The following is a 24,747-nucleotide window of genomic DNA, read 5'->3' as shown; positions in this document are numbered from 1 at the left end:
CCCGGGGTCCACTGACCAGGCGGAGGTTAGTCGACTGAGAGGTCGCCATCCTGGGCGGAAGACGTGGAAAGCATCAGGACCCCGCTGATACTCCGCCATCCGAGGTGCGAGTAAAGCTTCTGGCCGTCCAGGGAAGCCAACAGGAGCCCGTTCTCGACGTCGTGCTCGAACGCCTGCGCGGCAAGTGCCTTCATGATGAAGCTGCCCAGGCCGCGGCGCTGGAAAGCCGGCTCGGTAACGATCCTGTCGAAGACCGCTGTGGTGCCCACGACGCACACCCGTCCGCTGGCGGCGAGCTCGTCACCTGCACGGACTTCGGCGTAGTGGACGCCCTTGTTCTGGGAGGTCGTGAGCTTCAAGGACTCATCCGAGAGCCAGGGATCCTCGGCATCCTGGGTCTCCATGTCCACGATCATCATGGTCTGGGATGCGGAGGTGATGTTCAGGCGATGCTCGTTGGCCAGGAAAGTGTAGCGGGCGAGGTCATTGCTGAGGATAGTCAGGATGCGTGTCGGAGCCTCTGAAGTCCTGGCTGCCAGCTCGGCAAATTCCGCGTCCGAAGGGTTGTGGGCGAAGTATTCCCAGTCGCCCGTCTTGTCAGCCCGCAGTGCGGCAGGGAACCGGCCTTCCTTGCGGGTTTCGTAGCCCCGGCAGCCGGCCCAACCGGCCACCCAGACCTCCAGCAGATGCGTGATGTCTTCAACCAAGGCGTCTGGACTCATGTAGAGAGACTATTCCCAGCGGGCCGGGAAGCAACAGGGGGATGCAGTAACAGCTGCATTAACAGTCCGGGCCATGACAGTCCGGGCCCGCGGCGGGGTTCAGGAGCCTTCGGAGCCCCCGGAAGCCCCGGTTTGCCGCGCCCCGGTAACCTTGAATGCGTGGCTTTGAACAAAATCGTGCTCTTCTACGGCTTTACTCCGATCGCGGACCCGGAAGCCGTGCGCCTGTGGCAGCGTGCACTCTGCGAGAAGCTCGGGTTGACCGGGCGCATCCTGATCTCGAAGGACGGAATCAACGCCACGGTCGGCGGTGAGATCGGCAACGTCAAGCAGTACGTGAAGACCACCCGGGAGTACCAAGGCTTCCGGAACATCGACTTCAAGTGGTCCGATGGCGGTGCGGAAGACTTCCCGCGCCTCAGCGTCAAAGTGCGGGACGAAATCGTCTCTTTCGGCGCACCCGGCGAGCTGAAGGTCGATGGGAACGGTGTGGTCGGGGGAGGCGTCCACCTCAAGCCCGAAGAACTGCACGCCATGCTGGAGGAGAAGAAAGCCGCCGGCCAGGAGGTGAAATTCTTCGACGGCCGCAATGCCTTCGAGGCACAGATCGGCAAGTTCAAGGACGCGATCGTCCCGGATGTGGCAACCACGCACGATTTCATCAAGGAACTTGAGTCCGGAAAGTACGACGAGCTCAAGGACCAGCCCGTCGTCACCTACTGCACCGGCGGCATCCGCTGCGAAGTCCTCTCCAGCCTTATGGTGAACCGCGGCTTCAAGGAGGTGTACCAGCTGGACGGCGGAATCGTCCGCTACGGCGAAAAGTTCAAGGACCAGGGGCTGTGGGAAGGATCGCTCTACGTCTTCGACAAGCGGATGCACGTGGAGTTCAGCGAGGACGCGAAAACCATCGGAGCCTGCGTCCGCTGTGAAGGCCCGACTAACAAGTTCGAAAACTGTTCCAACCCCAGCTGCCGCAACCTCACGCTCTACTGTGCCGAATGTGCCGCCAGCCCGGAAACCCTGCGCTGCCCGCAAGGTTGCGCGGCCTGAACCGCGCCAAACCGGATGCCACGTGAACCGGCGCAGATCCTGAGACCAACCGCCCCGTGAACCGGCTCAGATCCTGGTCACCCGGTAGGCGAAGTTCGCCCGCCGGACGGCTTGGACCGTGACTTCAAGCACCGCGGATTTCGGCAGTTCGATCACGTTCACACGGGTCTGGCCGCAATTGATCGTGAGTTCGATGACCGCGTCCTTGACGTCCCGCACGGTGTAGGACGCCTGGCGCGCGCCCCGGCACGCGAGGGTGACAGAATACGTTCCGGCCGGCAGCAGGCCTGTCCGTTCCATCCGGGATTCCCCCGAGCCCAGGAATCCATAGCTGGTGAAGAACGTCTGGCCGTTCTCGCCCGGCAGGACCGCCAGCACCCACGCATTCAACGCCTCCCCAGAGACGGTGTAATCCAGCCCCGGGTCCCTCGGCAGCACCGGGTCGGTGATCACCGGCGCGGGGCGCACGGGCAGCGGTTCGCGGCCGTCGTCGTAGCTGTATTCGCAGGCGGCCAGCCCGGCGGACGCCAGCACGCAGCAAAGCACGACGGCGGCAATCGGCCGCCGTTTCCGGGGCACCTTGAGGGCTCGGTACCGGCCCATGTTCCGACTTTACGCCCGCACGTGCGGCGCCGTCAGAGCTGTCCCTGCCGGGGAACTGCGGACGGGGGCTACGGATTGGGAGGAGCCTTGGCCGGAGCCTTGACGACCCGGACGCCGCCGACGGCTTCCGTCCCTTGTCTCAGTCCGGCGAGTTCGACCGTGAGCGTCCCACCCGGCAGCGTACGACGGATTTCGGTGACCTTGCCGCAGGAAATGGTGAAGCCTTCCGGAGTGCTGCGGCTGCGGAGTCTTTGGAAATGAATGTCTTTGTCGCCGGCGCATGCGACTCTGAAAACGTAGTCGCCGGCGGGGATGGCATCGCTGGTTCCCTGTGTTGCCTCGGCCGAATGACCGTCGCCTAGGCCACCGACCATTCCGAATACGAGGTCGCCCGAGGTTCCCAGCAGCCGGTTCACCTCCGCGGTCCTCCGGTCCATCCGTGCCAGCCACGCAGCATCCGGCGTGGCCGGTGCCGGAAAGACATCCGGCTGCGCGGCCGAGGAACTTGGCCGGGCGGCGGGCCGCGGCTCTCCGTCCTCCGCATACTCACACGCCGTCAAGGCGCCCAATACTGCCACCACCGCTATTGCCCGCCCCCACACAGCCATGGGGAGAGCCTAGCCGAAGGAACGCTACCTGGCCGGGACCAGCTGGTACGCGTAAAGAAGGGGCACGTCCACGCTGTTCGTCGTGATTTTCACGGTCCCTCCGGACGGCAGTTCCGCACGCGTGGTTTCGTAGCTGCCGTTGCAGGCCGCGCCGGCTTCGGTGAGGTCCTGCCCGCCCGAGGAGACCTCGAAGAAGGCCTTGCCGCCGCCGTCGCAGGCCACGGTCAAGGTGTAGTCGCCGGCAGGAACAGCCGCGGACTTGACCAGGGGCTCGCGCTTGAGGATTTTGCCGGAGTCCTCCATGACAACGCCGGCAGCGGACGGCAGCACCTTGGCCTTCCAGGCCGGAACGTCGGCGTCCTCAATGGAAGGAGCCGCGGAGCAGGAAGCCACCGCCAGCGCCGATGCGACCATGAGGCCCAGTGCCGCGCAACGCGATGCGGCGCGGGTTGTGGAGGGAAGGAAAGCCATGTTTCCACGCTACCGCTTCCGGAGGGTGCCATTTTCCACATAGCCGCGAACCGCTCGATCGGCACATGAAGCGTCCGCCTAGACTTTCAGGGTGACCGATTCCGCAACGCATTTCACCGCCGGCAATACTCCTGACGCGCCCCGGAGCGACCTTCCGGAGCTACTCACCTCCCTGGCCGGGGATCTGCGCGCCGCGGGGTTCACCCTGGACGGCGTGGCGGAGCTCCTCGGTGCCTCCGCCCACGACGCCCTCGGCCGGGACCAGCTCGTCCCGGCGCTGCTCGCCACCGAGCCGGCCGCACTGGAAGGCAAACCGGAGGCTGCCACGGCGCTCGCCGTCGTCGTGCGGCTGTGGCTGCTCGCAGTTCCGCAGTCCGCGGAAGACGTCGACGCCGCCCTGCCGGGAACCGGCACGGCCGGACTGCTCGAGTTGGGACTTGCAGAATTGCACGACGGCGGTGCTGTCGCCGCCAAGGTGGATCTGCGCCCCTACGGCTGGGATGCCGGAGACGGCCGGAGCATCGAACTGTGGGTCGCCAGCGACCTCGCGGCGCACCAGCGGCCCGGGGTCCTGCGGCACGACCATGTGCTCGGCATCGGGCAGGCCTCCACCACCCTGGTCCAGAGCACCGTCCGCCGCCCGGCGGCCCGCGCCCTGGACCTCGGCACCGGTTGCGGCATCCAGACCTTTCATCTTCTGGAACATTGCAGGCACGTCACGGCCACCGACATTTCGGAACGGGCCCTGGCCTTCACCCGCTTCAACCTGCTCCTGAACGCGGCGGCCCTGGGCCTGGACCCGGACAGCCCGGAGGACCGGGTCAGCCTGCGCCTGGGCTCCCTGCTGGATCCTGTGGCAGGCGAGCAGTTCGACCTGGTCGTATCCAACCCGCCCTTCGTCATTACTCCGCGCAGCAGTGGCGAGGAGGCTTCGGAACAGTTCACGTACCGCGACGGCGGCCTGCCGGGGGACCAGATCGTCTCCTCGCTGGTCCGTGCGCTTCCGGAGGTGCTCGTTCCCGGGGGAACGGCCCAGATGCTCGGCAATTGGGAGATCACCACGGGTGCGGGCTGGAGCGAGAGGCCCGCCGCCTGGCTGGATGGAATGGACACCGAGGCCTGGTTCATCCAGCGCGAGCAGGTGGGGCCGGAGGTGTATGCGGAAACCTGGCTGCAGGACGCGTCCGAAGGCCGGGACAAGGGCCTGTACCGCGGAACGTACGCCGCATACCTCGCGGACTTTGCATCGCGGGACGTCGCTGCGGTCGGCTTCGGCATGATCTGGCTGCGCCGCCCTGCGAAGAACGCGCCGGCGGGACCAGCCCCGGCTTCGGACGGTATCAGGCGCTTCGAGGAAATCACCTACCCGATCGAGCAGCCGGTCGGGCCCCATCTGGGAGCCGCCGTCGAACGCGGTGACTGGCTTGCCGGACACGCACTGGAGGACGCCCACCTGCTGGTCGCCGAGGACGTCACGGAGGAACGCCACCAGCGGCCCGGGGCTGAACATCCAGGCGTCATCCTGCTGCGGCAGGGCGCGGGCCTGCGCCGGACCAACCTGTTGAGCACCGAGCTCGCCGGTTTCGTTTCGGCCTGCGACGGCGAACTCTCCGTACGGCAGTTGATTGCCGCCCTGGCGGCGCTGCTGGGCGGAGGCGAAGACTTCGACGGAGACGCCTTCCGCGCAGGCCTGCTCTCCGAAGTGGGAAACCTGGTCCGTGACGGCTTCCTGCTGCCGGCGGATTCGGCGGCCGCGCAGGAAGCCGCGCAGGAAGCCGCACAGGAAGCCGCACGGGAAGCCGCACAGGAACCCGCGGAGCAAGCTCACGGGTGAACGACGGGACGCAAAGCGGCTCCGGCTACACTGATCCGGTGAATGAAGAGAACGGGGCCAGCGCGGAACAGGTCCCAACAAAACGCCGGCGCCGCCCGGAAAAAACGGTCGAAATCACCGACCCCAAGGCCATCCGTGCCCTTGCGCACGCGGCCAGGCTCGAAGTGATTTCCGAGCTGTACGAATCCCAGCTGAGCCGTACCGCCACTGAGCTCGCGGCCCAGACCGGCCTCACCCCGAGCGCCATGAGCTACCACCTCCGCGCCCTGCAGAAGTGGGGAATCGTCGTGCCCGCCGAAACCACCGGCGACGCGCGGGAGCGCCGCTGGAAGGCGGCAGGAACCGACTTCAACATTGTCTCGGGCAGCAGCGTCGCCAGCCCGGAACTCGCCGTCGTCGATCTCGAACTCGACGTGTTCCGCCGCCGTGCGCTGGCCTATTCGCGCACCCGGAACGAACAGCGTGCCAAGGGCGAGGCCTCCGACTCCTCCGCGGCCATGATCCTGGCGAGCAAACTCCTGTACCTGACCATGGAACAGCGGGTCGAACTCAACAGCAGGATTGACGAGATCCTGCGCGACTACGAACTCGACGACCCTGCCAGCATTCCGTCAGGCGCCGAGCGAATGGCCACCATGTGGTCGCTGATCCCTGACGACCGGAGCCCCGGCTTATCCACCTAGCAAAGGCAGGATTCTGCAATTTGTGGTGAACTAGGCCAATATGGGCACCAGCCCAAGCCATTCTTTTTTCCGTAGGAGCACCGTGCCCAGCAAGGCAAAATCCGGCAAGAAACTCGTGATCGTGGAGTCGCCGGCCAAGAGCAAGACCATTGCCAAGTACCTTGGCGAAGGCTTTGTTGTCGAGGCCTCCATCGGCCACATCCGGGACCTCCCGCAGCCTTCGGACCTGCCTGCTGAACTGAAGAAGACCTCGGTGGGCAAGTTCGCCGTGGACATCGAAAACGACTTCAAGCCGTACTACGTGGTGTCTCCGGACAAGAAGAAGAAGGTTGCCGAGCTCAAGGCCCAGCTGAAAGACGCCGACGCGCTCTACCTCGCAACCGATGGGGACCGCGAGGGCGAAGCCATCGCGTGGCACCTGCTGGAAGTGCTTAAGCCCAAGGTCCCGGTCTACCGGATGACCTTCGGCGAAATCACCAAGGAAGCCATCCACCGCGCCATGGACAACCTGCGCGACGTGGACACGGCCCTGGTGGACGCCCAGGAAACCCGGCGGATCCTGGACCGGCTCTACGGGTACGAGATTTCCCCCGTGCTGTGGCGCAAGGTGGCCCGCGGCCTCTCCGCCGGCCGCGTGCAGTCCGTGGTGACCCGCATGGTGGTGGACCGCGAACGTGAACGCATGGCCTTCAAGTCCGCCTCCTACTGGGACCTCACCGGCCAGTTCGGCGCGGACAGCGGTTCCGCTTCTTCGTTCAAAGCGAAGCTTGCAGCGGTGGACGGCGCCAAGGTCGCCAGCGGCCGTGACTTCAACGACGACGGCGTCCTCGTCTCCGCGAATGCAGTGCACCTTGACGAGCAGCTCGCCGCGTCCCTGGCCGCCGGGCTGGAGAAGGCGGCCTTCGAGGTCCGCTCCGTCGACACCAAGCCGTACACGCGCCGCCCCGCAGCGCCGTTCACGACCTCGACGCTGCAGCAGGAAGCCGGCCGCAAGCTGCGCTTCTCCTCCAAGAGCACCATGCAGATCGCCCAGCGCCTGTATGAAAACGGCTACATCACCTATATGCGTACCGACTCCTCGGCACTGAGCGACGAAGCCGTCACCGCTGCCCGCCGCCAGGCTTCCGAGCTGTATGGGCCCGAATACATTCCGCAGGGCGCCCGCGTCTACGCCAACAAGGCCGCCAACGCCCAGGAAGCCCACGAGGCCATCCGTCCCGCCGGCGACTCCTTCCGCACCCCGGCCCAGGTGGCCGGCCAGCTCAGCGGGGACGAATTCCGCCTTTACGAGCTGATCTGGAAGCGCACCGTGGCCTCCCAGATGGCCGACGCCAAGGGTTCGACGGCGACCATCCGCCTCGGCGCGGCGTCCGCGGACGGGCGCGACGCCGAGTTCTCGGCTTCCGGTACCGTCATCACCTTCCCCGGCTTTCTCGCCGCGTACGAAGAAGGCAAGGACGAAAGCCGTGGCGACGACGACTCGGACGAAGGCCGCCGCCTGCCGAACGTCGCGAAGGGCGACGCCCTGAAGGCGTCGGAAATTGTCGCCGTCGGGCACGAAACGTCCCCGCCGCCGCGGTACACGGAAGCCTCGCTCACCGCTGAACTGGAAAAGCGCGGCATCGGCCGCCCGTCCACCTACGCCTCGACGATTTCCACCATCCAGGACCGCGGCTACGTCCGGAAGCAGGGCTCCGCGCTGGTACCGAGCTGGATCGCCTTCTCGGTGATCCGCCTGCTCGAACGGCATTTCACCGACTACGTGGACTACGAATTCACCGCCGACATGGAAGGCGACCTGGACAAGATCGCCAACGGCCAGCAGGTGGGAGCCGCGTGGCTCAAGCACTTCTACTATGGCGAGGACAGCGATCCCGGGCTGCTGAGCATCGTGAACAACCTGGGCGAGATCGACGCGCGGGACATCAACTCCGTGCCGATCGCCGAAGGCATCACGCTCCGCGTGGGCAAGTTCGGCCCGTACCTGGAAAGCTCCGTGCCCACCGTGGACGCCAAGACCGGCGAGATCGTGGAGTCTGCACGGGCCAACGTTCCCGAAGACCTCGCCCCGGACGAGCTCACCCCGGCCAAGGCCGTCGAGCTGATGGAAACCGCGGCCCCGGAAGAGCGCGTGCTCGGTGCCGACCCGCACACCGGCCACACCGTGGTCGCCAAGAACGGCCGCTACGGCGCCTACGTCACCGAGATCATCCCGGAAATGACGGACGAGCAGCTGGCCGCGCTCCCGGTGGAGTACTACAAGAACGGCAAGCCGAAGCCGCCGAAGAAGCCCGTCAAGGCCAAGCCGCGCACGGGTTCGCTGTTCAAGTCCATGACCGTGGAAACGGTCACGCTGGACGATGCCCTGGCCCTGATGAGCCTGCCCCGGGTGCTGGGCGCTGACGCCGAAGGCACCCCGATCACGGTGCAGAACGGGCGCTTCGGGCCGTACCTGAAGAAGGGCACGGACTCCCGTTCGATCGGCAGCGAAGAGGAGATCTTCACGATCACCCTGGAACAGGCGTTGGAGATCTACTCGCAGCCCAAGCAGCGCGGCGCGCGCGCCGCTGTTCCGCCGCTGGCCGAGTTCGGCCCGGACCCCGTGTCTGAGAAGAACATCGTGGTGAAGGAAGGCCGCTTCGGCCCGTACATCACCGACGGCGTCACGAACATCACCGTGCCGCGTGCAACTTCGCTCGAGGAACTGACGCGCGAGAAGGCCATCGAGCTGCTCGCCGAAAAGCGCGCCAAGGGCCCGGTCAAGCGCACCACCACTACGCGCAAGGCGCCGGCCAAGAAGGCTGCCGCCAAGAAGTAGCCCCGGTCAGGGACGATTCGCCGGAACGCTGCGACCCCGCAGTGTTCCGGCGATTTCGTGTTTTCGGGCCCGTCCTCGACTGGGCAGCCTTTGCCGATTTCGACAGTGGGCCCCCCGATGTGATCGGCTAGGTACATGAGCGAGCAGCCCGAAACCATTGACAACAGCCCCCTGAACGAGCTTGAGGAAAACCTCGCGAAGGCCGGACAGCCCGATGCCAACCCCGTCGAGGTCATCCTGTCCTTCCTCAACAACGAGGTCTACATCCTCAGCACCGACGCCCTGGACGCACCCGACGCCGCCGTGGAACCACTCGTCCTGGCCAACGTGGACGGCCAGCCGGTGCTCGCGGTCTTCAGCCACCCCAGCCGCGTGGACTCCCACTTCCTTGAGGCCGCACCGAATGTGCTGGCCACGCACGGTTCGGCCATCCTGGACAGCATCGGCGACGAGATCGGCCTGGTCATCAACCCGGGCAGCGAGCACGGCTTCGAAATGGGCCCCGAAGGCATCGCCAATGTCCGCCGCGACTTCAAGCGCGCCGCGGAGTAGCCGCGCAGCCCCCGGCGTCGCAGTTGCTTCACACAGTTCCAAACGCGGAATAATGTCAGCATGCGTCTTGGCGTCCTAGACATCGGTTCGAACACCGTCCATTTGCTTCTGGTGGATGCCCACCCGGGCGCACGGCCCGTGGCGTTCGCGTCGCACAAGCGGCCCCTGTCCCTGGTCCAGTTCCTGGATGCGGAGGGCAACATCAACGAGGCCGGGCAACACGAACTGATTGAGTTCGTGCTTGAAGCCTGGGAATTCGCGGCCAAGCACAAGGCCGAGGACCTGCTGGCCTTCTGCACCTCCGCCATCCGCGAAGCCACCAACGGCCCCGATGTCCTGGCCCGGGTCAAGCACGAAACCACCGTGACCCTCCAGGAGCTCACCGGGGACGAAGAAGCCTCCATGACTTTCTTCGCCGTCCGCCGCTGGTACGGCTGGGGCGCCGGACCCATCCTGGACCTGGACATCGGCGGCGGCTCCTTCGAAATGGCCTTCGGCCAGGACGAACTCCCGGAGCTGGCCATGTCCGTGCCCCTGGGCGCCAGCCGCCTCACCCGGGACTGGTTGCACGACGACCCGCCCACGGCCAAGAGCGTGAAGGAGCTGCGGCGCTACATCCGCTCCACCCTCAAGCCTGTGGTGCGGGAGTTCAAGGAACTGGGGCGGGCCAACCTGGTGGCCGGTACCTCAAAGACGTTCCGCTCCCTCGCCCGCATCGCCGGTGCCGCCCCCAGCGGCGCGGGCCCGTACGTCAAGCGCGAACTGCACGCCACGGACCTGGGCCTGTGGGCGCAGCGGATCTCCGCGATGACGGTGGCGGACCGGCTCTACCTGCCGGGCGTCTCCGAGGCGCGGGCACGCCAGATCCTGGCCGGTGCCCTGGTGGCCGAGACCGCGCTGGAACTCTTCGAGTTCCCCAGCATGGAGATCTGCCCCTGGGCGCTGCGCGAAGGCCTGATCCTGCGCAGGCTCGACCAGCTGGTCTTCGACGGCCCCCTCCAGCCGGCACCGCATGTCGGAGCCGCGTCTGTTTCGAAGAAAAAAGCGGCGGACGACGCCGGCCCGGCCGTCCCTGTCCCGGCCGCCGCAGCAGGCGGGCAGGCCGGCTGACATGGGGGACGGCGTCGGGCAGTACACAGGCGATACGCAGCCGATCCCGGTGGCGCTCTCAAGCGCCTCTGTCTATCCCCTGAGCGTGCACGATGCCTTCGCGGTGGCGCAGGACCTGGGCTACGACGGGGTCGAGGTGATGGTCACCAACAACGCCACCAGCCAGAGCGCCGCCGCGCTTGAGCAGCTCAGCCAGCGCTACGCACAGCCGATCGTCTCCATCCACGCGCCCACGCTGCTGCTGACCCAACAGGTCTGGGGAGCGGCGTGGAACAAGATCGAAATGTCCTGCAGGATGGCCCGCGACCTGGGCTGCAGCACGGTGGTGGTCCATCCGCCGTTCCGCTGGCAGTCCAACTATGCGGAGAATTTCGCCGCCGGCGTCCGGGAGATGGCGGCGCTCTACCAGGTGCACATCGCGGTCGAGAACATGTATCCGTGGCGGGTCCGCGGCCGGGAAGCGCTGGCGTACCTGCCGCACTGGGACCCGGTGGGACAGGATTACGACGACGTCACCTGGGACTTCTCGCACGCCGCCACCGCGGGGGCCAACAGCCTGGAGGCCGTGCGGGAGCTGGGAAGCAAGCTGCGGCACGTGCACCTGACCGACGGCTCCGGTTCGGGGCGGGACGAGCACCTTATTCCAGGGCGCGGCACCCAGCAGTGCGCCGAGGTGCTTCAGCACCTGGCCGGGAACGGGTTCCGCGGAAGCATCGTGGCCGAGATTTCCACCCGCAAGGCCAAGGCGGCGGGGGAGCGCGAAGAATGGCTTGCCGAAACCCTGCGGTTTGCCCGCCAGCACCTGGGCGCGCCGCTTGTGGGCGCCTACGAGGTCTGAGCCGCAGGCTTAAAACGAGAAAGCACCGGTGGCTGATCGGGAAAATGGGGGGAAACCCGTACAACCACCGGTGCTTCTTGGCGGACATCCCCATGCCCGCCTCATCACTCGCACCCTCAATGAGGTAGTTACTACGTTACGAAGCAACGTTGGGCGCAAGCTGCAATAACCTTGGGAGTTAGCTGGGAATCCTGGCGGCCTCGGCGGCCGAACCGGGAACTGGCATGATGGAGCCATGACTCGAATCGCATTCCTTGGCTGTGGATCCATGAACGAGGCCATCCTGGCCGGCTTGCTCGCCGCAGGGACCGACCCTTCGGACGTGGTCGCCACCGTGCGCCGGGCGGAACGGGCCGACGAGCTGGCACACCGGCACGGCATCATGGCGATCGCCGGCGCCGAGGATCCGGATAACAACAAGCTCGCCGCCAAGGGTGCCGGGGTGGTCATCCTGGGAGTCAAGCCGGTCGGCATCTCTGAGCTTGCCCGCGAAATCTCACCCGTCCTGGCCCCGGACACGATCGTGGTCAGCGTGGCCGCCGCCGTCTCCATCGCGCAGCTCGAAGCCGCCCTTCCCGCGGGCCAGCCAGTCATCCGGACCATGCCGAACACCCCCGCGAAGCTGGGCCGGGGCGTGATTTCCATGTCGGCCGGCGGTCACGCCACACCCGAACAGCAGCAGCTTGTCAAGGATCTCCTGTCGGCCGCGGGAACCGTGGTGGAAATCCCGGAGGAACAGGTGGACGCGCTCTCGGCCATCAGCGGCTCGGGCCCGGCGTACGCCTTCTACCTCGCCGAGGCCATGGCGGCCGCCGGCGTCGAACTTGGACTGGATCCGGAGCTGTCGCTGCGGATCTCCCGCGAGACGGTGGCCGGGGCGGGCTTCATGCTCGCCGAGCCCGGCGCGGACCCGACCGCCCTGCGCGTGGCGGTGACCAGCCCCAACGGCACCACCGAACGAGCCATCGCGGCGTTCAATGACGGCGGGATCCCGGCCATCATCGCCGACGGCGCCCGTGCTGCGGCTGCCCGCGCCGCGGAAATCACCCAGCAGCTCGGCTGACGGCAGCAGCTGACAGGCAAAAGAAAGGCCCCTCCGAGGAGGGGCCTTTCGCGTCCGCCCGCCGAAGCTACGGCCGGGCGGCGAAGCGTTCCAGCAGATCCACGTGGCCGGAGACAATGAGCATGTCCCGTCCGGACACTTTCGTTTCCGGCCTGGCGTAGGTGAAGTCCTCGCCCGGGGACTTCACGCCCACAATGGTCACGCCGTATTTGGAGCGGACCTTGGATTCGTCCAGCGTGAAGCCCACGGTCTCCTTCGGCGGGTACATCTTCACGATCGCGAAGTCGTCGTCGAACTCGATGAAGTCCAGCATGCGGCCGGAGACGAGGTGTGCTGCCCGCACGCCGGCGTCCGCCTCGGGATAGATGACGTGGTTGGCGCCGATGCGGCTCAGGATCTTGCCGTGCGATGGAGTGATGGCTTTGACCCAGAGGTGCTCGATGCCCAGGTCCACGAGGTTCACGGTGATCAACACTGAAGATTCGATCGAGGTTCCCACGCCCACCACGGCGGAGCTGAACTCCTGGGCGCCAAGCTGGCGGAGGGCGTCGATGTTGGTGGCATCGGCTTCCACTACGTGCGTGAGGACAGGTGCCCATTTCTGCACGAGGGAGCGGTCCCGTTCGATCGCCAGGACTTCACGGCCTTGCTTGACCAGCTGCTCGGCGGTTGCGGAGCCGAAGCGGCCCAGGCCGATGACCAGCACGGGGGCATTGTGCGCCGGACGGTTCGGGGCGCCTGAGGTGTTAGCCAATGATCGGCCTTTCTTCGGGGTAGTGGTAGAGCTGGCTGCGCTGGCGCAGGGCCAGTGCGGCGGCGAGGGTGACGGTGCCGACGCGCCCCATGAACATGAGCGCGGTGAGGACATAGACGCCCGACGGCGGCAGCTCGGCACTGAGGTTCGTGCTGAGTCCCACCGTGGCGAAGGCGGAGATCGTTTCGAAGAGCACCCGGTCCAGGGTGGCTCCGCTGATCTGCAGCAGCAGGAAGGACGACACGGACACCAGGGTGGCGCCGGCCACAATCACCGAGATGGCAACGCGCATGGTGCCCTGTGGGATAGTGCGGCCGTACACCTTCACGTCCGCGTCGCCGCGGGCCTCGGCCGCGATGGCGAGGAACATGACGGCGATGGTGGTCACCTTGATGCCGCCCGCCGTCGACGCCGAACCGCCGCCAGCGAACATCAGGGCGTCGGTGAGCAGCATGGTGGTGGATTCCATGTGGTTCTGGTCCACCAGGTTGAAGCCGCCGGAACGCGTCATCACCGAGGCGAAGAGCGAGTGGGTGATCTTGTCGCCCAGGTTCATGTGGGCGATGGTCCGGGCGTTGTCCCACTCCATCAAGGCCCAGAGGAGAGTGCCGGCCGCCAGCAGGATGAAGGAGACCTGGATGGTCAGCTTCGTGTGCAGGTTCCATTTCTTCCAGTTGAGCCCGTTTTGCTGCAGCACCATCACCACGGGGAAGCCGAGGCTGCCAAGGAAGACGCCCAGCATCAGCGGGATGAGGATCCAGAGATCCGTTTCGTAGGGGACAATGCCGTCGGAGTGCGGCGTGAATCCGGCGTTGTTGAAGGCCGAAATCGAGTAGAAGACGCCGTGCCAGACTGACTGCCAGAAGTCCTCCCCGAGGATCATGAAGCGCGGGATCATGGCCAGCGCCAGGGCGCCTTCGATCACCACCGAGGTAGTGATGACGATCCGCAGCAGGGTACCGACCTCGCCGAGGCGCCCGGCGTTGTTCATGGCTTCCTGGGCGATGAGCTTTCCGCGCACACCCAGCCGCTTGCTCACCATGAGCGCCAGCAGCGATGCCAGGGTCAGCGTTCCCAAACCGCCCACGAAGATGCCCACCAGGATCACCAGCTGGCCGAAGAACGTCCAGTGGGTCGCCGTCGAGACCACCGTGAGTCCGGTGACGCACACCGCCGAGGCCGCCGTGAACATCGCGTCATGAAGGGGAGTGACAACACCCTCGGCGGACGCTGCAGGCAGGGACAGCAAACCGGTGAAGAGCAGGATCACCACGGAGAACGCCGTCAGCGCCAGCCGGGCCGGCGAGGTGTTGGCGATGTTGTCGATAAAGTCCCGGAGGCCGGTGAAGATCCACAGGCCTTCCCGCTCAGGCTGGTCAGGGTGCCAGCTGGCCGGGCGTGGAGACCTCGACTGGCTCTGGGTCATGGCAGTGCTTTTCGCTTCTTGTTGACGGATCGGCTGTCTTGAGTAGTAAACCACTAATCGCCCGCGGGAGCCGGGCGAACAGGCTAGCCTGTCTTTGATGACTTCCCAGCCCGGCCTCCGTCCGTCCGCGCTGCCAACGACGGTGGCGTGGAGCCCCGCCATGGCCGCCTATGACTTCGGTCCCGGCCACCCCATGGCACCGGAGCGCCTTGAACTGACGGCGCGGCTGGCCGACTCCCTCGGGCTGTTCGAACTTCCGCACGTCTCGCTGCAGGCACCCGGGGTGGCGTCCGACGTCGAACTCCAGCGGGTGCACAGCGCGGACTATATTGCCGCGGTGCGGCGCGCCAGCGAGGACCCGACGGCGTCGGACCCGGAACGCGGACTGGGAACCGACGACGATCCCGCCTTTGCCGGAATGCACGAGGCGAGTGCCCGCTTGGCGGCGGCCTCGCTGCTCTGCGCGGAAGCGGTCCTTTCGGGCGAAGCGGTCCGCGCGGTGAATTTTGGTGGCGGCCTGCACCACGCCTCCCGGGAACGCGCCAGCGGCTTCTGCATCTACAACGATGCGGCCCTGGCCGTGCAGCGATTGCTCGACGGCGGTGTGGCGAAGATCGCGTACATCGACGTCGACGCCCACCACGGGGACGGTACGCAAAGCATCTTCTGGGACGACCCGCGGGTCCTCACCATTTCACTGCACGAATCCGGGCTGACCTTGTTCCCGGGCACGGGATTCGCCAACGAAATCGGCGGACCGCGGGCCCTGGGGACCGCCGTCAATGTCGCCCTGCCGGCCCACACAGGCGACGCCGGCTGGTTGCGTGCCTTTCACGCGGTCGTGCCGCAGCTGGTGGGGGCGTTCGGGCCCGAGGTGATCGTCAGCCAGCACGGCTGCGACTCGCACGCCAACGACCCCCTCACGAACCTCAACCTCAGCGTCGACGGCCAGCGCGAGGCCGCCTCCGCCGTCGCCGGCCTTGCCGCACGGTACTGCGGCAACCGCTGGATCGCCACCGGGGGCGGCGGGTACGACATCACCGGTGTGGTCCCGCGGAGCTGGTCGCACCTGATCGGCATCGTGGCGCAGAGGCCGATCCCCCTGGACGCCCGGGTGCCGGAGGAATGGCTTGAATATGTCCGGGAGAAATTCGGCCGCAACGCCCCCGAACGCATGGGGGACGAAGTGGACATCTGGTGGCGTTCCTGGGAAGTCGGCTACGATCCGGGTGACGCCGTGGACCGCAGCATCATCGCCACCCGCAAGGAGATCTTCCCGCTGCACGGGCTCGATCCCTGGTTCGACTGAGCTCCCTGGTTCGACTGAGCTCCCTGGTTCGACTGAGTTCCCTGGTTCGACTGAAGTTCAGCCCGACTTCTCCGTCTGGAACACGACGCCGGCGGCGCCGACCAGCCAGCCCAGCAGGGACAGCGCGAAAGCCCCGATGAGGTCAGTCGAGGCCTGCCCCTTCACGAGCCAAAGGATCAGGACCAACAAGCCCACGGCCATGTAGACCATGATCGCGGCGACGATCCTGCCGGAAAGCCGGGCAGCGACCTCTGCCGGGAAGGAAGCACCCGGGGAGCCTGCCGGTGTTTCGGACTGCTGGTGTTTGACCTCCGAGATGGTGAATCCCAGGGCCGACGCCGTGAGCGAACCCAGCGAGGTCGCCATCACTCCGGCGGCGGTCACCAGGGCGCCGTTCAGGGCCGGGGCGGTGGCGCCGCCAACGGGAACCCAGCTCGCCACCCGCAGCAGGACGGCGAGCCACACCGCCACGAACAGGATCAGGAACACGGCCGCGATGATGTTGAACATTTGCCGCCGGAGATAGTCAGTCATGGCCACGCACCCCGCCCCGCTCTGGCCGCGGCTGGATGGCCGCCTGGACCGTGTGTTCGTTGTACCACCAGGGGTGTGGCCGGTCAACGATCCCATTAGGCCCGTCACGGCGAAATAGTTGATGCCTTTTGACGTATATGTCGCTAGGGTGGGAGGCATGGTGACTGACGACGTATTTGCCGTCATTGCTGAGGCGACCCGGCGTGACATCCTGGTTGCCCTCCGCTCTGGGGACAAAGCTGTGGGGGAATTGGTGCAGGAACTTGAAGCCAGCCAGCCCACCATTTCCAAGCATTTGAAGGTGCTCCGCGAAGCGGACCTCGTCAGCATGCGTGCCCAAGGGCAGAAACGCTATTACGCCCTGAACCCCAAGCCCCTCGCCGGGATTGCCAGCTGGCTGGAAACCTTCGACGTCGGCCCCTCCGCAGCTGCCTCTGCCGCCGCGCCGGGCCAGCGGCGCGAGGGCACCGCCCGGAGCGCGGGGCAGGCGGCCCAGCCTGCCGCCGTCGGGACGACCCAGGGGCCTGCCGCGAATGCCCGGCCCGGCAACGCAACACAGCCGGCACAGGAAGTTGTTGTTCCTGCACCGGCTGCGGCGGCGGACGACACCGTTCCCCAGCAGATCGGCCGCACGGTAGGCCGCGCCGCCACGAAGGCCGCGGACCTGCTCGCCAAGCTGCCGGACCTGCCCAACCTGCCCAAGTTCGGCCGGAAGAAGTAATTCGGGCCGGAAGAAATAACCGCTGCTGTGAAAGGCCTCAGCAGCCTTCGAAGTCGTTGAGCACCCGGACCTTGGCTGCCGAGGCCGACGCCGGGTCGAAGGCATGGCCGAACAGCTTCTGTTCGGCGCGGCAGCCGGAGAGCGGCGCCGCAGAGAAGCTGGTGGCCTAGCCGCCAGGTTTCCCGCAGCCGCCTTCGCGGAACGTCAGCCCTGCAGGAGTCGCACGTGGTCCGGGTTCAGCTCGGAGATCTTCGTTACGCCCAGCAAGGCCATGGTGCGGGCCATGTCCTTCTCCAGGATCTGGATGGTGCGGTCCACGCCGGCGCGCCCGCCGGCCATGAGCCCGTAGAGGTAGGCCCGTCCGATCAGGGCGAAGTCCGCGCCCAGTGCCAGGGCTGCGATGATGTCCGCGCCGCCCATGATGCCGGTGTCCAGGATGACCGCGGCCTCAGGGTTCCGTTTCTTGACCGCGGCGGAGACCGCGGGCAGCAGGTGCAGCGGGATCGGCGCGCGGTCCAGTTGGCGGCCGCCGTGGTTGGAGACCACCACACCGTCGGCCCCGTGGTCCACCACCTTCACCGCGTCCTCAACGGTCTGGATGCCCTTGACCACCAGCTTGCCCTTCCAGGTTTCGCGCAGCCAGTCGAGGTCCTCGAAAGTCAGTGTGGGGTCGAACATCGAGTTGATCAGGTCTGCCACCGTGCCCGTGTAACGCGACAGCGAGGCGAAGGTCAGCGGCTCGTGGGTGAGGAAGTTGAACCACCAGGCGGGCCGGTACGAGGCGTCCAGCACGGTCTTCAGGGTCAGGGCCGGCGGAATGGTCATGCCGTTGCGGACATCCCGCAGCCGGGCGCCCGCGACGGCGGTGTCCACCGTGACCATCAGGGTGTCGTTGCCGGCCGCGGCGGCGCGCTCGATGAGTTCGAGCGACCGCTCACGGTCCGTCCATAGGTAGAGCTGGAACCAGTTGCGTCCGTTCGGCGCCGCGGCGGCCACGTCCTCGATCGAGGCGGTGCCCATCGTGGAAAGGGTGTACGGAATGCCGGCGGCCTGGGCTGCCTGGGACCCGGCGTACTCGCCTTCGGACTGCATCATCCGCGTGAAGCCGGTGGGGGCGATGCCGAAGGGGAGGCGGGACGGCTTGGCCAGGATGTCGGTGCTGAGGTCGATGCTGGAGACGTCGCGCAGGATGCCGGGACGGAACTCGATGTCCTGGAACGCCTGCCGGGCGCGGCGCAGGGTGATTTCGGCCTCGGCGGCACCGTCCGTGTAGTCGAAAGGTGCCTGCGGGGTCCGGCGCTTGGCGATGTCCCGCAAATCCCAGATCGTGGAGGCGCGCTTGAGGCGCGCGGCGTTGCTGAACTCCGGCTTCTTGAACTGCATCAGCGGGGCAAGGTCGGAGTACTTGGGGATGCGCCGCTTGAGGGCCGGCGGAATCACGACGGCGGCGCTGTTCGGTGCGGCTTCGCCGCTGGCTGTGGCGGGCTGGACGGTCTGCGTCATGGTGGTCTCCGGACTCGGCGGTGTGGTTGGACCACACTCTATTCCATGTGGTTGGACCACAGCAAGTAGGATTCTTGCATGCGAACCCACGAACTCGTGCTTGGCTGGATCGAAAAGCAGCTCTCCGACCGCAAGCTGCTGCTCGGCGGCCGCCTGCCTGCGGAGCGCGCCCTTGCCGAACAGCTCCAGGTTTCCCGCACCTCCGTCCGTGAAGCGATCCGGATCCTGGAGGCCATGGGCGTGGTACGGGCCGCCGTCGGTTCCGGGAAGGACGCCGGGACGGTGGTCATCGCCGATCCGGCCGCTGCCCTCGGTTCCGCGCTGCGCTTGCATGCCGCTACCCGGCATTTCCCGGTGGCCGATATCGTGGAGACCAGGGTCCTCCTCGAGTCGTGGGCCGTCTCCCGGGCCCGCCCGGAATCACCGGCACTGGCCGAGGCGGCTGCCCTCCTTGACGAGATGGATGCCGGCCCCGGCACCGAAGACTTCCTGGCCCTGGATGTACGCTTCCACCTTGCCCTCGCCGAGGCTGCAGGCAACGTGGTGGTGAGTGCCATGATGGCGTCCCTGCGCGAGGCGATCGAAGGATACGCAGCCGAGTTGACGAAGAACCTGCCGGACTGGGACGCGACCGCCCGCCGCCTCCGGGCGGAGCACCGTGCGATCCTCGATGCCGTCAACACCGGCGACGGCGGCAGTGCGGCCAGGCTTGTGGCCTCCCATATCGAGGGTTACTACCGCGAGGCCGGACTCGCCGCTTCGGCCTGAGGATCCACACACCGACGGGCATTCCCTGACGGGTCGGGGCTTCCTATGATCGAAACCGAGGGCAGGAGGCGGCCATGCGCATCGCACTGTGGGCCGACATGGAGGGCATGTCCCGGGTCCGGGACCACCATGGGTGCTGGCCGGCCTTCGAACTGTATTGGACCTCCGGCCGGCGGGACTTTACCGACGAAGTGATTGCAGCGGCCATGGGATTGATTGACGGCGGACGCAACGAGGTCTACGTCGTCAACGCCCACGGGCTCGGGTGGCCGAACATCCTTTGGGAGGAACTACCCGACGGCGCTGCACCGGCCGGGAGCAACGACTTCGCCGAAGGGTTCGATGCAGCCTTCCAGGTGGGCTTCCATGCCCGGGCGGGCACGTCCGGCGGGTTCATGAGCCACACGATGGTGCCCGGACTCAAGGTTGCGGCCGACGGGGTGCCCCTTACCGAGAGCCACATCTGGGCGTGGCTGGACGGCATCCCGGTCCTGGGCGTCACAGGTGATGCCGCCCTCGGAGCGCAACTGGATGGCTTCCTTGCCGGGACGCCGTTCCTCGCGGTCAAGAAGGCCACGAGCCGTGGCGGAGCGCTGCCCGAACACCCTGCGCGTACCGGGAGCTTCGACGCCATCAGGGATTTCGCCAGAAGCGCGTCGCGGAGCCCCTTGAAGCAGATTGCCTTCCCGGCGGAATTCACTTTCGCAGTGGCGCTGGACCGGGACCTGGCCGGGTTGGTGGACGGGGTGCACGGCCTGGGCCGAAGCGGACCGGAGGTGCTGACGAAGCTTGCCGCCGATTTTGCCCGCGATGCGTACCCTGCCCTCCAGGCCGCGATGGGCGCGTCACTCAAGCCGTTCTTCGACGCCCAGGACGGCCTCGATTTGGGCAGTGAGGCCGCCATGCGGGAGCAGGACCCGCTGGCCTTGGCGCGCTGCCGGAGTTACCTGGATGCCTGGGCCGCCGTGAGCGAGCCGGCATGGCCGCAGTGATGCCGCGGCGCCGCCCGGCCGGGGCGGTCAGGCCTTCGGTGGCGCCGTGCTGCCGCGGATTTCCAGGTGCGGCTCGAAGTGGTCGGTGGGGGTCTCGGCGTTGGCATGCTTGATCTGTTCGTGCATCCGTCGCCAGGCGAGGCTGCCCAGTTGGGCGATCGGGACAGCCGCCGTGGTCAGGCCCGGCATGGTGTAGCGCGCGAACGGCATGTCGTCATAGCCCGTGATCGAAAGGTCCTCCGGCACCCGGATGCCGCGTTCGCTCAAGCCGTGCAGCAGGCCCATGGCCGCGACGTCGTTGAAGACCAGGATTCCGGTGGCCCCGCATGAGGCGACCGCGTCGCTTGCCTCGTTTCCGGCATCGTAGGTGTTTCCCCCCGGGATGAACTGCAGTTCGACCTCGGGGTAGTCCTGGACGAACTTCTCAAGCCCGCGCAAGCGCTGAACGTTCGACGCGCTGCGCTCGGGGCCGGTCAGATAGGCGATTCGGCGGTGGCCCAGTTCCACCAAATGGGCTCCGAGCTTCTGGATACCGTGGCCGTAGTCCACCACCAGGCTGGGAGTGGACGAGGCCTCGGTGGTGCGGTTGATCAGCACCAAGGGATACAAGGTGGGTGCCAGCTCTTCGAGTTCGTCCTGGCTCATGCGCGGGGCGCAAAGCACGACGCCGTCGCAGCGCCGCCGTGCCTCCCCGGCAAGGATCGCTTCCTCGCTGGAGACCTCGGAGGAGTCCGCGATCAGCACGCGGTAGCCGTCGCGGGCGGCGGCGACGCTGACATCCCTGAGGATGGACTGGAAGGTGGGGTTCGACAGGTCCGGGACCACGATGCCGATGGTTTCGGTCTTGCCCAGGGCAAGGCTGCGTCCCGCCGGATTCGGTTTGTACTTCAGTTCGGCCGCGGCGGCCTGGACCCGTTGGGCGATGGAGGCGTTGACGGTCGTGTTCCCGTTCATGACGCGCGAGACCGTGGCATGCGAAACTCCGGCCTTCGCCGCCACGTCCCCGATTCCGACGCGGCGCCGTGTGCTCCGATCTGCCATGGCTTCCTTCTTGATGCTGCCTGTCCCTGGTGCTGCCAGTCCGCCGCAGCCGGCGGCCGGTCAGTACTCCTGGCGCTGAGTCTAGCGATTTTTGGGAAACGCTTTCTCTCGATGTCCTTCCATTGCGCCGGATGTTCCTGCCGGATGCCGCGAACAGGGTATCCGGGAAGGGGAAACGGGCCTATCCTTGAGCCGTCGGTCGTTCTCCGTCAGCGGAGGTGCTGGGGCTTTCCGTGACAATCTGTCGGGAAAGAAGGAAGCTGTGTTCACTGCCCAGCGCGGAAGCGTTATTCGGCGCGCCCTGATCCTCGGGTCCGCATTGCTGCTGATGCTCTCGCTCGCCGCGGCCCCGGCGCGCGCAGCGGATACCCGCGCCGCCGTCGACGTCACTGCCAACGGCAATTTCCAGCTTGTCTTTCCCGGTCAATCGGCACAGGTAGTGGGCCAGGTGCTCCCGGTGTATCCCACGCCGCTGGTGCCCACGGGAACCGTGACACTCCTGCCGGACGACGCAGACACGCCGCTTGGCACCTCCGGGCTCAGCAACGACATCCTGCCCGGGCTGTTCGTCCTCATAGCACCGCCCTTGGACCTTGGCACGCACTATTTCCGCGCCGCGTATTCGGGCGATGAGAACTTCGCCCCGAAAACCATCCGCTTCCCGATCGTGGTCATCAGCGGTCCGGAGACGACGACCTCGCTGGCACTGAGTCCGTCCGGTGGCTCCGTTGCAGGCGAAGTGATCACGATGACCGCCCAGGTCGCCGCATTGGACGGTCCGCTCACCGGAACGCCCCTCGGCGAGGTCACCTTCACAGTCGACGGCGTCGACGTTGCCACGGTGACCGTCGGCACTGGCTGGGTAGCCGCTTTCAGCACCTCAGCCTTGACCGTTGGGACGCACACGATTTCGGCGGCGTACCAGCACCAGGCAGGGGACTACTTCGCGTCAACATCGCCGGCTCTGTCCTACACGGTTTCGGCGCCGCCCACGGCTGAGGTCCGTACGCAATTCCGGGTGAGTCCCCACGGCACTGTCCAGGCCGGCGAGCCCGTGACCGCCCGCGCGGTGATCGAATCGCGGTCCTCGCACGGGCCCACGCCCACCGGCCGCGTGCAGTTCTATGACGGGAGCACCCCGATAGGGGCAGCCGAGGAACTGGCTGCCGGAACCGCCGTCTTTGTCTATCAGCAACTGAGCCCCGGGAAGCACGTGCTCCAGGCAAAGTATCTCGGCTCGAGCCTGTACCTCCCGGCGTTCACGCCGTCGCGGACCGTGACTGTTACGGCGTGAGACGGGGGTCTGTTTTGCGGCCGGAGCGCCTTCATGGCTATGGTGTGTCCATGACTAAGCGTTGGTATGCGTATTTTTCGTTGGCTCTGGAGGGGCCCGCGTCTAACTGACACGCATCCAACTAACCTTCAGAGCCAACAGGGCAGAGATCATTCTCTGCCCTTCGCCATATCCGGCGGGTTCTGTTGAGGGCCCGCTCCGCTTCCGGAACAGGACCCGAAAATGACCAGCATTGCCGAAAACCCCGCCACACTCGACGCGAGCCAGGAATCCCGCTCCAGCGCCGAGACCCCGGCCGGCCGTTCGACGTCGAACCTGCGGGTGAGCCGCTTCGAACCGTTGCCCGCCCCGCAGGAAGTCATCGCGGAACTGCCGCTCGGCGCGAAGGCCGCGGCCGTCGTCGAACGCGGCCGTGACGAGATCCGGGCCATCATGGACGGCGTCGATGACCGCCTGCTGGTGATCGTCGGTCCTTGTTCCATCCACGATCCCAAGGCGGGGCTGGAATACGCCCGCCGTCTGGTCAGCCAGGCCGAAAAGCACAGGGAAGACCTGCTGGTGGTCATGCGGGCCTACTTCGAAAAGCCGCGCACCACGGTGGGCTGGAAAGGCCTCATCAACGATCCGCACCTGGACGGCAGCCACGACATCGCCTCGGGCCTGCGCGCAGCCCGCGGCTTCCTCCAGCAGGTCACCGAACTGGGCCTGCCCACGGCCACGGAATTCCTGGAACCGATCAGCCCGCAGTACATGGCGGACCTGGTCGCCTGGGGCGCTATCGGCGCCCGCACCACAGAAAGCCAGATCCACCGCCAGCTCGCCTCCGGCCTTTCCATGCCGATCGGCTTCAAGAACGGGACCGACGGCGACCTCCAGGTGGCCATCGACGCCTGCGGCGCATCCGCCGCCCAGCAGGCTTTCCTCGGCATTGACGGCGACGGCCGTGCAGCCCTCGTGGCGACCGCGGGGAACCCGGACACGCACGTGATCCTCCGCGGCGGACGCAAGGGCCCCAACTACTCTGCGGACGATGTGGCGGCCGCCTCCGAAAAGCTGTCCGCCAAGGGCCTGAACCCGCGCCTGATCGTCGATGCCAGCCACGCCAACAGCGGCAAGAGCCATCACCGCCAGGCCGAGGTCGCGTTGGAAATCGGTGCCCAGCTGGAGGCCGACCCCGCCTCGCCGATTGCCGGCGTCATGTTGGAAAGCTTCCTGGTGGGCGGTGCGCAGAACCTGGACGTTGCGCTTCAGCTAGCGGGGGAGCAGGAGCTGGTTTACGGCCAGAGCGTCACGGACGCCTGCATGGAATGGGACGTCACGGCGTCCGTGCTCGAGCAGCTCGCGGCCTCGTCCCGCAAGCGTCGCGAGGCCGCCGCAGGCTGACACGAATGTAGCGGGCGGGACTTTCACATTGGCCTCAGCAGCCTCTAAAGTATCTAGCACATGGTTGTGATGGCTCAGCATCGGAACGCCGCAGTCATGGGCGCTGGGGTTGTCCTTGTCAGCTGAGAGCAAAGGAATATGGAGAATGTCCGCAGAGACCAACTTCTCGAATGCGCGATTCATGACCGTGGCCGAAGTGGCCGAGGTTCTCCGGGTTTCCAAAATGACCGTGTACCGCCTGGTCCATTCCGGCGAAATGCCGGCTGTCCGGTTCGGCCGGTCATTCCGGGTTCCCGAGGAAGCCGTTGCCCAGTACCTCAAGGGTGCCGTGGTGGACGGCCGCTCGGAGAGCGCCTGACGCCCAAGGGCCCTGCCGGGTCTACGGTCATTGGGTGCCTCCGCGAGGCGGTACCCTGTTAAGGAACGTTTTACGTCACTGTAAGAATCCGTCTGTTGCGGGGCCTTCGCCGGCCCCGTCCGGCAGGCGGGAACTTCACTTATTTGTTAAGGAACTTTCGTGGGTTCAGTTATTAAGAAGCGCCGCAAGCGTATGGCCAAGAAGAAGCACCGCAAGTTGCTTCGTAAGACCCGCCACCAGCGCCGCAACAAGAAGTAGGAATACTTCGCAGTGCGTTAATGCCCGTTGCCTCTCGAGGCGGCGGGCATT

At 66.5% G+C, this 24,747-nt stretch carries 25 protein-coding genes; 16 read left to right on the top strand and 9 right to left on the bottom strand.

Annotated elements, in window-relative coordinates:
- Positions 1–26: 26 nt before the first annotated feature.
- On the bottom strand, positions 27–722 hold the full coding sequence (locus ACN9M4_RS16135; RefSeq protein WP_426299614.1) for a GNAT family N-acetyltransferase: 696 nt from the start codon (positions 720–722) through the stop codon (positions 27–29).
- A gap of 159 nt (positions 723–881) precedes the next feature.
- On the opposite strand from ACN9M4_RS16135, the gene ACN9M4_RS16130 reads away from it, so the two are divergent.
- A complete protein-coding gene (locus tag ACN9M4_RS16130; protein ID WP_426299612.1) occupies positions 882–1,775 on the top strand; it encodes a rhodanese-related sulfurtransferase in 894 nt (297 codons plus the stop codon).
- Positions 1,776–1,841: 66 nt separating this feature from the next.
- Here ACN9M4_RS16130 and ACN9M4_RS16125 read toward each other — a convergent pair whose 3' ends face one another.
- The 3 genes from ACN9M4_RS16125 to ACN9M4_RS16115 form a co-directional block, all read right to left on the bottom strand.
- Positions 1,842–2,378, bottom strand: a complete 537-nt coding sequence (locus ACN9M4_RS16125; RefSeq protein WP_426299610.1) for a hypothetical protein — start codon at positions 2,376–2,378, stop codon at positions 1,842–1,844.
- Positions 2,379–2,446: 68 nt separating this feature from the next.
- Positions 2,447–2,986: a hypothetical protein gene (locus ACN9M4_RS16120; protein ID WP_426299608.1), complete on the bottom strand. Its 540-nt coding sequence runs from the start codon at positions 2,984–2,986 to the stop codon at positions 2,447–2,449.
- Positions 2,987–3,010: 24 nt separating this feature from the next.
- Positions 3,011–3,457: a hypothetical protein gene (locus ACN9M4_RS16115; protein ID WP_426299606.1), complete on the bottom strand. Its 447-nt coding sequence runs from the start codon at positions 3,455–3,457 to the stop codon at positions 3,011–3,013.
- A gap of 91 nt (positions 3,458–3,548) precedes the next feature.
- Here ACN9M4_RS16115 and ACN9M4_RS16110 point away from each other — a divergent pair, with 91 nt between their 5' ends.
- The 7 genes from ACN9M4_RS16110 (at position 3,549) to proC (ending at position 12,355) form a co-directional block, all read left to right on the top strand.
- Positions 3,549–5,291 (top strand): DUF7059 domain-containing protein, encoded by a 1,743-nt coding sequence (locus ACN9M4_RS16110; protein ID WP_426299604.1) that lies wholly within the window; start codon positions 3,549–3,551, stop codon positions 5,289–5,291.
- A 38-nt stretch (positions 5,292–5,329) separates the two neighbouring features.
- Complete coding sequence (locus ACN9M4_RS16105) at positions 5,330–5,974, top strand: ArsR/SmtB family transcription factor (protein WP_426299602.1); 645 nt, start codon at positions 5,330–5,332, stop codon at positions 5,972–5,974.
- Positions 5,975–6,056: 82 nt separating this feature from the next.
- On the top strand, positions 6,057–8,792 hold the full coding sequence (gene topA / locus ACN9M4_RS16100; protein WP_426299600.1) for a type I DNA topoisomerase: 2,736 nt from the start codon (positions 6,057–6,059) through the stop codon (positions 8,790–8,792).
- Between the two features lie 135 nt (positions 8,793–8,927).
- The gene (locus ACN9M4_RS16095) at positions 8,928–9,344 is read left to right on the top strand and encodes an SseB family protein (RefSeq protein ID WP_426299598.1); all 417 of its coding nucleotides are present in this window, start codon (positions 8,928–8,930) and stop codon (positions 9,342–9,344) included.
- 60 nt (positions 9,345–9,404) lie between these two features.
- On the top strand, positions 9,405–10,454 hold the full coding sequence (locus tag ACN9M4_RS16090) for a Ppx/GppA phosphatase family protein (protein ID WP_426299596.1): 1,050 nt from the start codon (positions 9,405–9,407) through the stop codon (positions 10,452–10,454).
- 1 nt (position 10,455) lies between these two features.
- Positions 10,456–11,292, top strand: coding sequence for a sugar phosphate isomerase/epimerase family protein (locus tag ACN9M4_RS16085; protein ID WP_426299594.1), 837 nt, complete (start codon positions 10,456–10,458; stop codon positions 11,290–11,292).
- A gap of 235 nt (positions 11,293–11,527) precedes the next feature.
- Complete coding sequence (proC, locus tag ACN9M4_RS16080) at positions 11,528–12,355, top strand: pyrroline-5-carboxylate reductase (protein ID WP_426299592.1); 828 nt, start codon at positions 11,528–11,530, stop codon at positions 12,353–12,355.
- Positions 12,356–12,422: 67 nt separating this feature from the next.
- Here the strand turns inward: proC and ACN9M4_RS16075 are convergent, their stop codons facing one another.
- Together ACN9M4_RS16075 and ACN9M4_RS16070 are read right to left on the bottom strand one after the other, a co-directional pair.
- Positions 12,423–13,061, bottom strand: coding sequence for a potassium channel family protein (locus ACN9M4_RS16075; RefSeq protein WP_373366905.1), 639 nt, complete (start codon positions 13,059–13,061; stop codon positions 12,423–12,425).
- Between the two features lie 40 nt (positions 13,062–13,101).
- Entirely contained in the window at positions 13,102–14,535 is a 1,434-nt protein-coding gene (locus tag ACN9M4_RS16070; RefSeq protein WP_426299590.1) for a TrkH family potassium uptake protein, read from the bottom strand.
- A 97-nt stretch (positions 14,536–14,632) separates the two neighbouring features.
- Here ACN9M4_RS16070 and ACN9M4_RS16065 point away from each other — a divergent pair, with 97 nt between their 5' ends.
- Positions 14,633–15,844 carry an acetoin utilization protein AcuC gene (locus tag ACN9M4_RS16065; RefSeq protein WP_426299588.1) on the top strand — a complete coding sequence of 404 codons (1,212 nt, stop codon included), beginning with the start codon at positions 14,633–14,635 and terminating at the stop codon, positions 15,842–15,844.
- A 57-nt stretch (positions 15,845–15,901) separates the two neighbouring features.
- On the opposite strand, the gene ACN9M4_RS16060 is transcribed toward ACN9M4_RS16065, so the two are convergent.
- A complete protein-coding gene (locus tag ACN9M4_RS16060) occupies positions 15,902–16,378 on the bottom strand; it encodes a hypothetical protein (RefSeq protein ID WP_426299586.1) in 477 nt (158 codons plus the stop codon).
- A gap of 157 nt (positions 16,379–16,535) precedes the next feature.
- Between ACN9M4_RS16060 and ACN9M4_RS16055 the strand changes: the two genes are divergently transcribed.
- Complete coding sequence (locus ACN9M4_RS16055) at positions 16,536–17,099, top strand: ArsR/SmtB family transcription factor (RefSeq protein ID WP_426299584.1); 564 nt, start codon at positions 16,536–16,538, stop codon at positions 17,097–17,099.
- A gap of 204 nt (positions 17,100–17,303) precedes the next feature.
- Here ACN9M4_RS16055 and ACN9M4_RS16050 read toward each other — a convergent pair whose 3' ends face one another.
- Positions 17,304–18,602, bottom strand: a complete 1,299-nt coding sequence (locus ACN9M4_RS16050; protein ID WP_426299582.1) for an alpha-hydroxy acid oxidase — start codon at positions 18,600–18,602, stop codon at positions 17,304–17,306.
- A 78-nt stretch (positions 18,603–18,680) separates the two neighbouring features.
- Between ACN9M4_RS16050 and ACN9M4_RS16045 the strand changes: the two genes are divergently transcribed.
- On the top strand, positions 18,681–19,370 hold the full coding sequence (locus ACN9M4_RS16045; protein ID WP_426299580.1) for a FadR/GntR family transcriptional regulator: 690 nt from the start codon (positions 18,681–18,683) through the stop codon (positions 19,368–19,370).
- Positions 19,371–19,444: 74 nt separating this feature from the next.
- A complete protein-coding gene (locus ACN9M4_RS16040; protein ID WP_426299578.1) occupies positions 19,445–20,362 on the top strand; it encodes a M55 family metallopeptidase in 918 nt (305 codons plus the stop codon).
- Between the two features lie 27 nt (positions 20,363–20,389).
- Here the strand turns inward: ACN9M4_RS16040 and ACN9M4_RS16035 are convergent, their stop codons facing one another.
- Positions 20,390–21,403, bottom strand: coding sequence for a LacI family DNA-binding transcriptional regulator (locus tag ACN9M4_RS16035; protein ID WP_426299576.1), 1,014 nt, complete (start codon positions 21,401–21,403; stop codon positions 20,390–20,392).
- Between the two features lie 262 nt (positions 21,404–21,665).
- On the opposite strand from ACN9M4_RS16035, the gene ACN9M4_RS16030 reads away from it, so the two are divergent.
- From ACN9M4_RS16030 to ACN9M4_RS16015, 4 genes are all read left to right on the top strand, one after another.
- A complete protein-coding gene (locus ACN9M4_RS16030; RefSeq protein ID WP_426299574.1) occupies positions 21,666–22,697 on the top strand; it encodes an Ig-like domain-containing protein in 1,032 nt (343 codons plus the stop codon).
- A 222-nt stretch (positions 22,698–22,919) separates the two neighbouring features.
- Positions 22,920–24,080 (top strand): 3-deoxy-7-phosphoheptulonate synthase, encoded by a 1,161-nt coding sequence (locus tag ACN9M4_RS16025; RefSeq protein ID WP_426299573.1) that lies wholly within the window; start codon positions 22,920–22,922, stop codon positions 24,078–24,080.
- 145 nt (positions 24,081–24,225) lie between these two features.
- A complete protein-coding gene (locus tag ACN9M4_RS16020) occupies positions 24,226–24,438 on the top strand; it encodes a helix-turn-helix domain-containing protein (RefSeq protein ID WP_074586973.1) in 213 nt (70 codons plus the stop codon).
- Positions 24,439–24,597: 159 nt separating this feature from the next.
- Entirely contained in the window at positions 24,598–24,696 is a 99-nt protein-coding gene (locus tag ACN9M4_RS16015) for a 30S ribosomal protein bS22 (protein WP_003792170.1), read from the top strand.
- The last annotated feature ends 51 nt before the right edge of the window (positions 24,697–24,747 follow it).

The organism is Arthrobacter sp. R-11 (assembly GCF_049913155.1).
In the GTDB taxonomy this organism is placed as follows: Bacteria; Actinomycetota; Actinomycetes; order Actinomycetales; family Micrococcaceae; genus Arthrobacter.
Note: the sequence above shows the minus strand (reverse complement) of the source record. Positions and strands in the feature narration are given on the sequence as shown.

Excerpts from the sequence above, each read along its gene's own strand:
- ACN9M4_RS16065 (WP_426299588.1), top strand. The coding sequence starts at position 14,633 with ATGACTTCCCAGCCCGGCCTCCGTCCGTCCGCGCTGCCAACGACGGTG.
- ACN9M4_RS16055 (WP_426299584.1), top strand. The coding sequence starts at position 16,536 with ATGGTGACTGACGACGTATTTGCCGTCATTGCTGAGGCGACCCGGCGT.
- ACN9M4_RS16020 (WP_074586973.1), top strand. The coding sequence starts at position 24,226 with ATGTCCGCAGAGACCAACTTCTCGAATGCGCGATTCATGACCGTGGCC.
- ACN9M4_RS16095 (WP_426299598.1), top strand. The coding sequence starts at position 8,928 with ATGAGCGAGCAGCCCGAAACCATTGACAACAGCCCCCTGAACGAGCTT.
- ACN9M4_RS16135 (WP_426299614.1), bottom strand. The coding sequence starts at position 722 with ATGAGTCCAGACGCCTTGGTTGAAGACATCACGCATCTGCTGGAGGTC.
- ACN9M4_RS16025 (WP_426299573.1), top strand. The coding sequence starts at position 22,920 with ATGACCAGCATTGCCGAAAACCCCGCCACACTCGACGCGAGCCAGGAA.
- proC (WP_426299592.1), top strand. The coding sequence starts at position 11,528 with ATGACTCGAATCGCATTCCTTGGCTGTGGATCCATGAACGAGGCCATC.
- ACN9M4_RS16115 (WP_426299606.1), bottom strand. The coding sequence starts at position 3,457 with ATGGCTTTCCTTCCCTCCACAACCCGCGCCGCATCGCGTTGCGCGGCA.
- ACN9M4_RS16090 (WP_426299596.1), top strand. The coding sequence starts at position 9,405 with ATGCGTCTTGGCGTCCTAGACATCGGTTCGAACACCGTCCATTTGCTT.
- ACN9M4_RS16085 (WP_426299594.1), top strand. The coding sequence starts at position 10,456 with ATGGGGGACGGCGTCGGGCAGTACACAGGCGATACGCAGCCGATCCCG.
- ACN9M4_RS16060 (WP_426299586.1), bottom strand. The coding sequence starts at position 16,378 with ATGACTGACTATCTCCGGCGGCAAATGTTCAACATCATCGCGGCCGTG.
- ACN9M4_RS16120 (WP_426299608.1), bottom strand. The coding sequence starts at position 2,986 with ATGGCTGTGTGGGGGCGGGCAATAGCGGTGGTGGCAGTATTGGGCGCC.
- ACN9M4_RS16040 (WP_426299578.1), top strand. The coding sequence starts at position 19,445 with ATGCGCATCGCACTGTGGGCCGACATGGAGGGCATGTCCCGGGTCCGG.
- ACN9M4_RS16125 (WP_426299610.1), bottom strand. The coding sequence starts at position 2,378 with ATGGGCCGGTACCGAGCCCTCAAGGTGCCCCGGAAACGGCGGCCGATT.
- ACN9M4_RS16070 (WP_426299590.1), bottom strand. The coding sequence starts at position 14,535 with ATGACCCAGAGCCAGTCGAGGTCTCCACGCCCGGCCAGCTGGCACCCT.
- ACN9M4_RS16045 (WP_426299580.1), top strand. The coding sequence starts at position 18,681 with ATGCGAACCCACGAACTCGTGCTTGGCTGGATCGAAAAGCAGCTCTCC.
- ACN9M4_RS16050 (WP_426299582.1), bottom strand. The coding sequence starts at position 18,602 with ATGACGCAGACCGTCCAGCCCGCCACAGCCAGCGGCGAAGCCGCACCG.
- ACN9M4_RS16035 (WP_426299576.1), bottom strand. The coding sequence starts at position 21,403 with ATGGCAGATCGGAGCACACGGCGCCGCGTCGGAATCGGGGACGTGGCG.